10 protein-coding genes are annotated in these 12,410 nt (G+C 40.0%); 9 read left to right on the plus strand and 1 reads right to left on the minus strand.

The window, feature by feature from the left end; all coding sequences use genetic code 11:
• Positions 1-16: 16 nt before the first annotated feature.
• Positions 17-1,045 carry a metal ABC transporter solute-binding protein, Zn/Mn family gene (locus CFK37_RS11920; RefSeq protein ID WP_089062062.1) on the minus strand — a complete coding sequence of 343 codons (1,029 nt, stop codon included), beginning with the start codon at positions 1,043-1,045 and terminating at the stop codon, positions 17-19.
• 853 nt (positions 1,046-1,898) lie between these two features.
• Here CFK37_RS11920 and copZ point away from each other — a divergent pair.
• From copZ to gcvH, 9 genes are all read left to right on the plus strand, one after another.
• Positions 1,899-2,105 carry a copper chaperone CopZ gene (gene copZ, locus CFK37_RS11925; protein ID WP_089062063.1) on the plus strand — a complete coding sequence of 69 codons (207 nt, stop codon included), beginning with the start codon at positions 1,899-1,901 and terminating at the stop codon, positions 2,103-2,105.
• 213 nt (positions 2,106-2,318) lie between these two features.
• Entirely contained in the window at positions 2,319-2,936 is a 618-nt protein-coding gene (locus tag CFK37_RS11930) for a DUF47 domain-containing protein (protein ID WP_089062064.1), read from the plus strand.
• 12 nt (positions 2,937-2,948) lie between these two features.
• Positions 2,949-3,950, plus strand: a complete 1,002-nt coding sequence (locus CFK37_RS11935) for an inorganic phosphate transporter (RefSeq protein ID WP_089062065.1) — start codon at positions 2,949-2,951, stop codon at positions 3,948-3,950.
• Positions 3,951-4,065: 115 nt separating this feature from the next.
• Positions 4,066-4,983 (plus strand): proline dehydrogenase family protein, encoded by a 918-nt coding sequence (locus tag CFK37_RS11940; protein WP_089062066.1) that lies wholly within the window; start codon positions 4,066-4,068, stop codon positions 4,981-4,983.
• 197 nt (positions 4,984-5,180) lie between these two features.
• Positions 5,181-7,580, plus strand: a complete 2,400-nt coding sequence (locus tag CFK37_RS11945; RefSeq protein WP_089062067.1) for a 3-hydroxyacyl-CoA dehydrogenase/enoyl-CoA hydratase family protein — start codon at positions 5,181-5,183, stop codon at positions 7,578-7,580.
• Positions 7,581-7,599: 19 nt separating this feature from the next.
• Positions 7,600-8,775 (plus strand): acetyl-CoA C-acetyltransferase, encoded by a 1,176-nt coding sequence (locus CFK37_RS11950; protein ID WP_089062068.1) that lies wholly within the window; start codon positions 7,600-7,602, stop codon positions 8,773-8,775.
• Between the two features lie 50 nt (positions 8,776-8,825).
• Positions 8,826-10,610: an acyl-CoA dehydrogenase family protein gene (locus CFK37_RS11955; RefSeq protein ID WP_089063643.1), complete on the plus strand. Its 1,785-nt coding sequence runs from the start codon at positions 8,826-8,828 to the stop codon at positions 10,608-10,610.
• A gap of 915 nt (positions 10,611-11,525) precedes the next feature.
• On the plus strand, positions 11,526-11,885 hold the full coding sequence (locus tag CFK37_RS11960) for an arsenate reductase family protein (RefSeq protein ID WP_089062069.1): 360 nt from the start codon (positions 11,526-11,528) through the stop codon (positions 11,883-11,885).
• Between the two features lie 29 nt (positions 11,886-11,914).
• Positions 11,915-12,298 carry a glycine cleavage system protein GcvH gene (gcvH, locus tag CFK37_RS11965; RefSeq protein WP_089062070.1) on the plus strand — a complete coding sequence of 128 codons (384 nt, stop codon included), beginning with the start codon at positions 11,915-11,917 and terminating at the stop codon, positions 12,296-12,298.
• Positions 12,299-12,410: the final 112 nt, after the last annotated feature.

Genomic DNA, 12,410 nt, shown 5'->3' on the forward strand with positions numbered 1-12,410 from the left:
TATATACCTTCTTTCCTTAATCCGTTGCTTGATCCAGCACACTGAGATTGTGTTTCATTAGTGAAAAATAATCTTCATCATTTTGTATATCTTCCTCCGTCAGAACAGAGAGATTATGGATTTGAAGCGCTTTTGCACCAATCTGTTCCTGGATAATTTGTGAGACACGGTCTGACCCATTCTGTTCAAAAATAACATAGTTTATATCGTCTTTTTTAGCTTTATCAATAATTTGTGTAAGCTCCTTTTGCGACGGTTCATCACTCGATGTCAAGCCGCTAATCGCAATTTGTTCAATACCGTAACGGCTTTCCCAGTATCCATATGCTGCATGGGATACGAGTATTTCTGTATTTTCTTTGTTTTGTAATGTTGTACGGAACTCTTTATCCAGTGCAAGTAAATCCTTTTTCAGTGATGTGAAGTTTTGTACATAAAGTTCTTTTTCTTCCGGATTTAATTCAATTAAGTCTCCTTTAATAATACCAGCCATATCAATCATCCGGATTGGATCCAGCCAAATATGCGGATTGTGGTCACCATGGTGGTGCCCATCATCATGGTGGTGGTCCTCATTCCTCTTTTCCGTATGGAATAATTCTTCGTGTTTACCTAATTCAATTAATGCAACGTCCTCAGAGTTTAATGCATCCGCAGCACTTTCAGCAAAACCTTCCATTCCTGCTCCTAAATAAATAAACGCCTCGCTATCCGCAATCGAGGTCATCTCTTTTGTTGTTGGTTCATACGTATGCGCATCAACTCCAGGGGGATAAACTGATTCTACCTGAACAGTATCTCCTCCGATTCGTTCAGTTATATATTGAATTGGATAAATGGATGTATAGATTTTCATGCCAGCTTGTTCATTCTCATCGGAGGATGGGGAACTGCAGCCAGCCATAATGATTAATAATAATAATAATATCGAAAGAAAAGTGCCAATCCTATTCAACAATAGTTCCTCCTTTAATTTAAGTCTGTTCTCCAAAAGATAATTGTTTTTAACAGAAAATCCATAAACTGCGACATAACTAAAAACCATGTTTGGCCCCCTGCGACCGCTGCGGAAAAACATTGCGCTTTCCGTGGGTTCGCGCTGAGCCTCCTCGATAGCAAAGACCGCTATCTGCGGGGTCTCATCGTCTCACTTTCCCACAGGAGTCTTCATGTTTTTCCTTCGCTAGGGTTGAGTGCCACCTATTATGCCATCACACTAAAAATTTCTTCACTCCTCAGTGATTGGAGAGCTCACGCTTAGACGATAGGATAGGTGAGCCTCCATAGAGCGTGAGAAGGGCACTGAAAAAGCAGTGGATTTCCTAAAAATTTAGCTTTTCACCTTTACCTAGCATCTTGAATATACGGAGACTCCTCGAAAAAGAAAAGCACTTTTTCTTCGTGCGATGCCTATTCAGAGGAGCTTTCCTTGTCCTGCGGGAAGTGAGAGATCGGCGAGACCCCTGAGGACGGCAGTTAATGAAGCCCGACTAAAACCGCCCTTTGTGGGCAACGTCGGCTACCCCTTGCCGGGGCAAGGAGGCTCGATACTCGCCCGCGGAAAGCGCAGTGTTTTTCCGCAGCGGCGGACTTACACTCATATAAAGTTACGTCGCAGTTTATATCAAATGCGATGTTATATTATTAGCAACAACCTAAGTGAAAAAGTCTTATTTAATGACCTAACCTATCTTATCGAAATGATTACGATTTGTAAACAGTAATGATTACGATTTATATTTTTATTTTCTTTTTAGTCTGTACAAAGGAACAAGAACTACTATAGTAATCGACATGTTTTAACAAAAGAATAAGCGGATAAAGTGTAAGTAATACAGCTAAAAGGTAAAATAAATTCGAAGGCTGTTGCCATTTTAATAAGAAAGAGGGATTATACCATGCAAACAACAATAGATGTACGAGGGATGACTTGTGGACACTGTGAACAGGCAGTTAAAGGTGCACTAACCGCGCTTAATGGAGTAGAAGGCGTAGAAGTGCACTTGACAGCGGGAAAAGTCGATGTCACCTATGATGATGCAAAAGTAACAATAGCTGCTATGCGAGCAGCAATAGAGGAACAAGGCTACGACGTTGTTGCGTAGCCGATATGAGCTGGTTCTCAAAGGGAGAACCAGCTTTTATGATTGATCCCATTGCACTAAAATACATATTCACTCAAATCAAGGGGAAACTTTTACAATCGTAACCAAAAAAATTTTGTAATTTAATGCAAGTTTCACAAGAAAAATGTATAATTAGTAAGTTCCTTAAATTAGATGCATAAGATGAGGATTTCGAAAAATGGAGGGTTAGACATGTTCAAAAAAAAGTCAGATAAGTTTTCCTTATACTTAGTCGATTTTGCTAAACATTTACATAAAGCAGCGGATTATTTCGTTAACTATAAAGTAAAAGACAGCGAAACACTAACGGAATTTGCAACAACAATAAAACAATATGAATCAGAAGCGGATGATAAGGTTCATGAAATTATAAAAGATTTAAACCAGGCCTTCATTACGCCGATAGAGCGTGAGGATATTCTTCAGCTTACCATGAATTTAGATGATATTATGGATGGCATGGAGGAGTTTTCAGCTATGATGGATATTTATCAAATTCCGTCTTCCGATCATTATATGGATCAGTTTACCGGCTACATATTAAAGTGTACAAATGAGATTTCCATATCAATGGAATTAATCGCCAATAATAAATTGGCAGATGTTGAGTCGCATGCAATTATGATTAAAGATCATGAACACAATTGTGATGATTTATATCGCGCATCACTAAAGAATCTGTTCCAATTAGAAAAAGACCCAATTAAAGTGATTCAATACAAAGAAATATATGAAACATTGGAAGAAATAGCTGACTATTGCCAGAATGTCGCAAACACACTGCAAAGTATTATAATGAAAAACGCTTAATGAGGGATTAAAATGGACTTTCTTTTCTTTATCATCATATTAATTGTTATATTTGCGTTACTATTCGATTTTATCAACGGGTTCCATGATACTGCAAATGCAATTGCAACATCGGTATCAACAAAAGCATTAACACCGAGAAGGGCCATAATCATGGCTGCTACAATGAATTTTATCGGCGCTTTGACATTTACCGGAGTTGCACAGACGATTACGAGTGACATCGTGGATCCATTTGCATTAAATAATGGTACCACTGTCATTTTGGCGGCATTAATTGCAGCGATTGCCTGGAACCTGATTACCTGGTACTTTGGGATTCCGAGCAGTTCATCCCATGCAATAATTGGCGCTATCACAGGTGCGGTAATTGCCGCGGCAGGATTTGAGGTTATTAAATATAATGGTTTTACAACTATTCTTTTAGGCTTGCTGCTCTCCCCGGTATTAGCATTTGTGGTGGGATATATCATCTATAGCATTATCAAAGTAGTATTTAAAAACAGTAATTTGGCTAAAACAAACAGGCGCTTTCGAATGCTGCAAATTGTAACGGCAGCGGGCCAATCCTTTGCACACGGTACCAACGATGCACAGAAATCAATGGGTATTATTACCATGGCACTAATTGCTGGCGGACTGCATGACAGTACAGATATTCCATTTTGGGTACAAGTTTCCTGTGCGACAGCCATGGGGCTTGGAACTTCTGTTGGCGGCTGGAGGATCATTAAAACAGTCGGCGGCAAGATTATGAAGATCCGACCAGTAAATGGAGTAGCAGCAGATTTAACAGGAGCAGCTGTTATCTTTGGGGCAACACTTATTCATTTACCGGTTAGTACAACCCATGTTATTACTTCTGGCATCCTCGGAGTAGGAGCCTCACACCGAATTAAAGGTGTGAACTGGGGCGTATCCAAACGAATGGTGATTACCTGGGTAATCACGCTGCCAATTACTGCATTTCTTGGCGCAGTTATTTATTATATATTGAGCTTGTTTCTTTCATAGAAGTAGAGGGAATATATTTTTCAATAAAATATATTCCTTTTTATAAAAAGATGATAAACTGATATAGCAGGTAATTTGATGCAGTACGAATGAATGATTATTGGGGGTAATGGTCGTGGAACAACTTATGCGTAACTTCTTTTTATTTCTATCAAAAAATAAAACGCTTACAAAGCTGGCGAAGAAATATGGCTTTAAATTTGGTGCATCTCGCTTTGTGGCTGGTGTCGATATTGATCATGCTGCAACGAAAATCAAAGAAATAAATGATAGCGGATATGCTGTGACTATCGATCACTTAGGTGAGTTTATTGATAACGAAAAGGAAGCAAGGGAATCAGCAGACGAATGCATTCATGCGATGGACATTATTAAAGAAAAAAACCTAGATTCACAGATTTCATTAAAACTGACCTCAATGGGACTTGACGTTTCTGAAGAACTTGTGATGGAAAATATGCGCAGGATTCTTGATGCTGGAAAAGAAAAGGATGTTACTGTGACAATCGATATGGAAGATTATGAGCGTCATAGAAAGACATTGGATATTTTTAAAGAATTAAAAAAGGATTACGAGAATCTCGGGACGGTTATCCAGGCATATTTGTATGAAACGGAAGATGATATCAAGGAACTGAATGAATATAATCCATACTTACGGCTTGTGAAGGGTGCGTATAAAGAACCGCAGAAGGTAGCCTATCCATTAAAAAAAGATGTGGATGAAAATTATAAAAAAGTGATCAAGCTGAACCTTGAAAATGGTAATTATACAGCTATCGGAACTCATGACGAGGCAATCATTGATTATGTGAAACAACTGGAAGATGAGCTTAACCTGTCTCGTGATCAGTTTGAATTCCAAATGCTGTTTGGTATCCGAAAAGATTTACAGGAAAAGTTAATGAAAGAAGGATACAAGATGCGTGTATATGTCCCATATGGTGACGATTGGTTTGGCTATAATATGCGCAGATTAGCAGAACGCCCGGCAAACGTTATGTTTGTGTTAAAAGGTGTTTTTAAAAAGTAACTGACTAGATAGATAGAAATGCGTGCGATCAATTTTATGAAGCTGATCGCACAATTTTTTTATAAAGTTTGAGAAATATTTATTGCGAAATGTCAGAATATATTTTATACTAGTAGTAGATGGATAGGCAACTATCTTTTATTTTTAGCATTAAAAATGAATGAGTATTCATTCAAATAAAGATAGGGGGATATAACATGAAGCAAACAATCAAGCGTGCTGCGGTACTTGGCTCTGGCGTGATGGGGTCCGGAATTGCCGCCCACTTGGCTAATGTAGGTATACCAACATTAATGCTCGATATTGTACCACGTGAACGAACAAAGGCAGAAGAGAAAAAAGGGTTAACAATGGAAGACACAGCAGTAAGAAATCGTATGGCGGCCGAAAGTAAAAAAGCCCTTTTAAAACAAAAGCCATCGCCAATTACTTCAAAAAAAAGCCTCGATCTTATTGAAGTTGGCAATATGGATGATGATATGGATAAATTAAGTGAAGTTGACTGGATTATTGAAGTTGTCGTGGAAAATTTAGCTGTTAAGAAAAAGGTTTTTGCAAATGTAGATAAATATCGCAAAGAAGGAACAATCGTAAGTTCCAATACATCGGGAATTTCAGTGGAGGATATGGCGGAGGATTGCTCGGACGACTTTCGTAAGCATTTTCTAGGTACCCATTTTTTCAATCCACCACGCTACCTGAAACTGCTAGAAGTGATTCCAACGAATGATACAGACCCGGAAGTTCTGGAATTCATGAAAACATTCGGTGAAAATGTACTGGGAAAAGGTGTTGTCGAGGCAAAGGATACACCAAACTTTATTGCCAACAGAATTGGCACCTATGGACTGCTTGTTACGGTACAAGAAATGCTTAAAGGTGGATACAGTGTCGGTGAAGTTGATTCTGTGACCGGTCCGATGATTGGGCGGCCAAAAAGTGCTACATTTCGAACATTAGATGTTGTTGGGTTAGATACATTTATCCATGTAGCCAAAAATGTGTATGACCAGGTGGAAGGTGCAGAAAAAGAAGTTTTCGATGTACCGGAATTTATTTTGAAGATGCAGGAAAAGGGCTGGTTAGGTGCTAAAAGCGGCCAGGGATTTTTCCTCAAGAAGAAAGATAAAAATGGCAGTGTCATTTATGAACTTGACCCTGAAACACTCGAATACGTTGATCGTAAAAAACTAAAAACGGCTGCTACTGAAATTGCAAAACAGGAAAAAGGTTCGCACCGTAAATTGAAAGCGCTTGTATCAGCGAAAGGAGATAGAGCAGGAGAACTGGTATGGAATATTTCAAAACCTGCATTGATTTATTCCGCCGAATTACTTGGTGAAATTGCGGATGATATAGTGTCCATCGACCAGGCGATGAAGTGGGGATTCGGCTGGGAACACGGTCCATTTGAAATGTGGGACGCTATTGGGCTTCGTAAATCAGTTGAACGCATGCAAGAAGAGGGGGAAACAGTTCCTAATTGGGTGCTGAAAATGCTGGAAGATGGCAATGAGTCCTTTTATAAAACAGAGAATGGCAATGTCTTCTTTTATGATAACGGTGAGTATAAACAACAAACGTTTAACAAAAAAGAAATCAATCTTAAACAGCTTAAAAATGTAAATGGTGTAATTAAAAAGAATGCCGGTGCCAGCTTGATAGATTTGGGTGATGGTGTTGCGGGGCTTGAATTCCATTCGCAAAGCAATGCGATCGGTCCTGATATTATTCAAATGATTAACTTTGCACTAAATGAGGTGGATAAAAATTTCGAGGGGCTTGTGATTGGTAACCAAGGCAAGAACTTCTGTGTAGGTGCCAACCTAGCAATGATGCTGATGGAAGCCCAGGATGATAATTTCTTTGAGCTTGACATGGTAGTTAAACAATTCCAAAACGCTGCCATGAATATTAAATATTCTAATAAACCTGTTGTCACTGCACCATTTAATATGACGCTTGGCGGCGGGGCAGAGTTTTCGTTGCCGGCCGATGCAATACAGGCCTCAGCTGAAACGTATATGGGACTTGTCGAATTTGGTGTTGGTCTGATTCCTGGCGGTGGAGGTACAAAAGAGCTTTACCTAAAACAGCTTCGGAATTTGCCAAAAGGTGTGAACTTTGATTTATCAAAAGTAGCGAACGATGTGTTCGAAAAAGTGGCAACTGCGAAAGTTTCTACTTCAGCAGCGGAAGCGCGTGAAAATGGTTTTTTAAATAGTAATGACGGAATAAGTGTTAATCCGGATCATCTGCTGCATGATGCCAAACAAAAAGTGCTGGCACTTGCTAGTGCAGGGTATCAAGCACCTAAGCGTGAAAAGGTTCCTGTTGTTGGAGACTCCGGATACGCGGCCATGTTAATGGGCGCAAAGTCACTGCAATTAAGTGGCTATGCATCAGAACATGACGTGAAGATTGCAGAAAAGCTGGCATATGTATTGTCAGGCGGCCGGATTAAAGAAGGCACACTCGTTGATGAACAGGTTTTACTGGACCTGGAGCGCGAAGCATTCTTAAGTCTAATCGGTGAACGCAAAACACAAGAGCGTATGCAGCACATGTTGATAAAAGGAAAACCATTACGTAACTAATAGAAGAGGGGGAAGTAATGTGAAGGAAGCAGTAATTGTTGCAGGTGCTAGAACCCCTGTAGGCAGAGCGAAAAAAGGATCACTCGCAAATACAAGACCAGATGATTTAGCAGCATTAACAATAAAAGAAACATTAAAACGTGCGGACAATTATGATGGGAATATTGATGACGTTATTATTGGATGCGCGATGCCGGAAGCGGAACAAGGTGCTAACATGGGGCGCAATATTGTAGGTCTGGCGGGATTGAAGAATACTGTTCCTGGAATTACCATAAATAGATTCTGCTCGTCAGGATTGCAAAGTATTGCATATGCAGCAGAAAAAATTATGGTTGGTGCCAGTGACTCCGTAATCGCTGGTGGTGCAGAATCTATGAGTCTTGTACCAATGGGCGGTCACGTGATAAAGCCCAATACAAAACTTGTCCAGGATGCGCCGGGCTATTATATGTCAATGGGGCATACAGCTGAAGAAGTTGCAAACCGTTTTCAGATAAGCCGAGCGGATCAGGATGCCTTTGCAGTGCGCAGTCATGAGAATGCTGCAAAAGCTATCCAAGAAGGCAGATTTAACGATGAAATTGTACCTGTTGAAGTGACAGAACGAGTGGTCGGAAAAAATAATAAGATTGAAGAAAAGTCTTCCACTTTTGAGATGGATGAGGGTGTTCGACCAGGCACAACAACAGAGATATTGGCGAAACTCCGTCCTGCATTTAATGTGAAAGGAACTGTTACAGCAGGAAATTCATCACAGATGAGTGATGGTGCAGCTTCAGTTCTTGTCATGGAACGTGAAAAAGCAGAGGCAGAAGGATTATCACCGCTTGTTAAGTTTCGCTCGTTTGCAGTTGCCGGAGTGGAGCCGGAAATTATGGGGGTTGGTCCAATCGAGGCAGTGCCTAAAGCATTGAAAATTGCAGGTTTACAACTTTCCGATATCGGGCTATTTGAACTAAATGAGGCATTTGCTTCGCAGGCAGTGCGAGTGATTCAAGGGCTTGACTTAGATATCAATAAAGTAAACGTGAACGGCGGAGCAATTGCGCTAGGACATCCATTAGGCTGTACGGGAACAAAATTAACATTAAGTCTTATTCATGAAATGAAACGGCGCAACGTACAATATGGAGTCGTTACCATGTGTATTGGCGGCGGAATGGGTGCCGCAGGAGTATTTGAATTATTGTAAGTTAAGTAATGCGTTTCAAGTTTTATTCCATTATGAAAGGGACGTTTAATATGAGTGAAACAAAAGATAAGCTTTTTAAAGGCGGAGCATTTTTAATAGAGGATATAACGGCAGATGATGTAATTACACCAGAAGATTTTACCGATGAGCATAAAATGATCGCGAAGACAACAGAAGATTTTGTGAGCGGAGAGGTTTTGCCAAAGGTACCAAACCTGGAAAATCACGAATTTGAACACTCTGTGGATCTACTAAAAAAAGCAGGTGAACTAGGATTGCTTGGTGCAGATGTACCTGAGGAATATGGCGGGCTGGCGTTAGATAAAATCAGTTCCTCGTTAATTACTGAAAAGTTTTCCCGTGCGGGCGGTTTCTCTGTCACGCATGGTGCACATGTTGGAATCGGATCACTCCCGATCGTATTTTTCGGCAACAATGATCAAAAGGAAAAATATCTGCCAAAGCTTGCAACTGGTGAACTATTAGCGGCATATGCCTTAACAGAGCCCTCATCAGGATCTGATGCATTAGGGGCAAAAACCACTGCTAAGTTAAATGAAGCTGGAACACATTACATTTTAAATGGCGAAAAACAATGGATTACTAACTCCGCATTTGCAGATGTTTTCGTGGTATACGCAAAAATTGATGGAGAACATTTTTCAGCGTTTATTGTAGAGCGTGAATTCCCTGGAGTTTCCACTGGTCATGAAGAGGATAAAATGGGAATCAAAAGTTCATCTACCCGTACATTAATATTGGAAGATGCTGAGGTGCCCGTTGAAAACCTTTTAGGTGAAAAAGGCCGGGGTCACGTTATTGCATTTAACATTCTAAACGTTGGTCGCTATAAACTGGCTATTGGCGGCGTTGGAGGCTCTAAACGAGGAATTGAAGTGGCAACAAAATATGTTAATGAACGCAAACAATTTGGAACACCAATCTCAAGCTTCAGCTTAACCCAGGAAAAATTAGCAACAATGGCAGCCAGAACATACGCAAATGAAAGTGCAGTTTACCGTACAGTCGGCTTATTTGAACAACGAATGGGTTCATTGACCGATGAACAATTAAAGGATGGCCGTGAGGTGGCACGTGCAATAGCGGAATATCAAATTGAATGTTCCATGAATAAATTCACTGCAACAGAATGTCTTGATTATGTTGCTGATGAGGCTGTACAGCTTCATGGCGGATACGGCTTTATGGAGGAATATGAAGTTGCCCGCATGTACCGTGACTCACGAATCAATCGTATCTTTGAAGGAACAAATGAAATTAATCGTCTAATTGTACCTGGAACCTTGCTGAAAAAAGCAATGAAAGGCGAATTACCACTTCTTCAAAAAGCGCAAAGCTTACAGGAAGAATTAATGATGATGATGCCAGAGGAAGTTGGCGAAGAGACATTAGAACAAGAAAAATATCTATTAAGAAACGCGAAGAAAATGGTATTGCTTGGCGCAGGTTTAGCTGCTCAGACGTACATGAAAAAGCTTGAGAATGAACAAGAGATTCTTGTTAATTTAGCTGATATGACTGCGGAAGTATACAATATGGAAGCAGCAATTTTACGTACGGATAAAGCAATTAACAAAACCGGTGAAGAGAAAAATAAGCAAAAGCTTCTTTATACACAGGTTTATGTACAAGAAGCATTCAATCGCATTGAAGCAAATGCAAAAGAAACATTGATTGCAATTGAGAAAGGTGATAACCTGCGCATGATGCTATCATCATTACGTAAACTCACCCGCCATACACCAACAAATGTGATCGCGAAAAAACGTGAAATCGCTGCACAAATTATTGAAGAAGAGCGTTATATTGTATAAATAAATTAAAAAAGGGGCTGGGACAAAACTAAAATGTCCAACTCAAAAGACGAACGATCAAGGGATAGGAAGTTTAGAATGTTTCTTTTCAACAATCGGATCTTAATAAGCAGTTGACATAAACTACTATCATGTTCGGTGCCCTGTCACCGCTGCGGAAAAACACTGCGCTTTCCGTGGGCAGCTGATGAGCCTCCTCGAGCTTACGCTCTCCGGGGTCTCATCGAGGCTTCTGCTCCCACAGGACAAGGAATGCTTCCCCGAATAAGCATCGCACGAAGAAAAAGTGCTTTTCTTTTTCGAGGAGTCTCCGTGTTTTTCCTCCGCTAATATGTCAGTAGATAACAGTACTATATAGTAAGTCCACTATTACGTGATTGTTTGGAGCGGAGGACCGTTGACTCCTGCGGGAACAGCGCGAGCTGAAGACCCCGCAGAGTGGTTTTCTCGAGGAGGCTGAAGCCGTGCCCGCGGAAAGCAACGGTCCGCAGCGGAAAACAATCCAGCGCATACTTTTTAGCCTTAAGTTTACAAAAACAGACAAGAAAAAATCCGAACTACTTCAAATTCTAACAAAGAATTTCGAATCATAGTTCGGATTTCTCTCTGGCTAAAACACTTTTGTCCCAGCCCCTTTCTGCACTTAAGGAAAGTATAAAAATTTAAAGGAATTAAGTATAAGCAAAACTTCGACATTCACTATTAAGAGCAAGGCGAATGCCGAGTTTTTCTAATGTTAAGTTCGGACAGATACGAATGGCGGCCGGGTGAATTGGTCTATGGAATTAGAAATACAGTCCGCATCCGGCCAAATACTTTCCGGAACACGGAAAATACGATCCAAATACATTTTCATCGACCATGCTCGTCCAGTTTTGTTATAATAAATGGGAAATTAATTGGGGAGGTGTGCTTGTGGCTTTAACATTTTATTGGTATCCTAATTGTGGTACTTGTAAGAAAGCAAAAAAATGGCTAGACGACAATAAAATCGCTTATACTAGTATACATATTGTTGATAATCCACCTTCTGAGCAAACAATTTTAGACATGATAACTAAAAGCGGTCTTCCTGCTAAGAAATTTTTTAACACGAGTGGGAAAAGCTACCGGGAAAATAATATCAAGGATAAAATTGCGGATGCTTCAAATGAGGAGATGGCAAAAATTCTAGCATCTGATGGGATGCTGATTAAGCGTCCACTAGTAACAGATGGCGAAAACATTACCGTTGGATTTAAAGAAGATATCTTTAATCATACATGGAACAAATAATCCAGAATTAATTATCGGAGGGAATTTAAATGAGCTTACCAAAAGACTTATTGTATTCAGAAGAACACGAATGGGTAAAAAAAGAAGATGACAAGGTACGAATTGGAATTACAGATTTCGCACAATCTGAACTAGGTGATATCGTATTCGTTGAACTTCCAGAGGTTGGAGATGATATCGAAGCGGATGAACCTTTCGGAAGTGTTGAATCGGTTAAAACGGTATCTGAATTGTATGCCCCAATTAGCGGAAAAGTTGTTGAAATTAATGAAGATCTGGAAGACAGCCCTGAATTCGTTAATGAATCACCATATGAAAAAGCTTGGATGGTTGTAGTTGAACCCTCTAATCAGTCAGAAATGGACGAGCTGTTATCTGCAGATAAGTATGAGGCGGTAATTGAGGAAGACTAATTTCATTCTTAATATTAAATTTTCAGGCTGACTAGCCCCTTTTTACTTAAGAAACTTTAAGGAATTAAGTATAAGAAAAACTTCGACATTCGCTATCAAGGTGAATGTCGAG

The sequence above is a fragment of the Virgibacillus phasianinus genome (genome assembly GCF_002216775.1).
Classification (GTDB): domain Bacteria; phylum Bacillota; class Bacilli; order Bacillales; family Amphibacillaceae; genus Virgibacillus_F; species Virgibacillus_F phasianinus.

Coding starts and splice junctions, on each gene's coding strand:
- copZ (WP_089062063.1), top strand. CDS start 1,899: ATGCAAACAACAATAGATGTACGAGGGATGACTTGTGGACACTGTGAA.
- CFK37_RS11930 (WP_089062064.1), top strand. CDS start 2,319: ATGTTCAAAAAAAAGTCAGATAAGTTTTCCTTATACTTAGTCGATTTT.
- CFK37_RS11945 (WP_089062067.1), top strand. CDS start 5,181: ATGAAGCAAACAATCAAGCGTGCTGCGGTACTTGGCTCTGGCGTGATG.
- CFK37_RS11920 (WP_089062062.1), bottom strand. CDS start 1,045: ATGGTTTTTAGTTATGTCGCAGTTTATGGATTTTCTGTTAAAAACAAT.
- CFK37_RS11955 (WP_089063643.1), top strand. CDS start 8,826: ATGAGTGAAACAAAAGATAAGCTTTTTAAAGGCGGAGCATTTTTAATA.
- CFK37_RS11935 (WP_089062065.1), top strand. CDS start 2,949: ATGGACTTTCTTTTCTTTATCATCATATTAATTGTTATATTTGCGTTA.
- gcvH (WP_089062070.1), top strand. CDS start 11,915: ATGAGCTTACCAAAAGACTTATTGTATTCAGAAGAACACGAATGGGTA.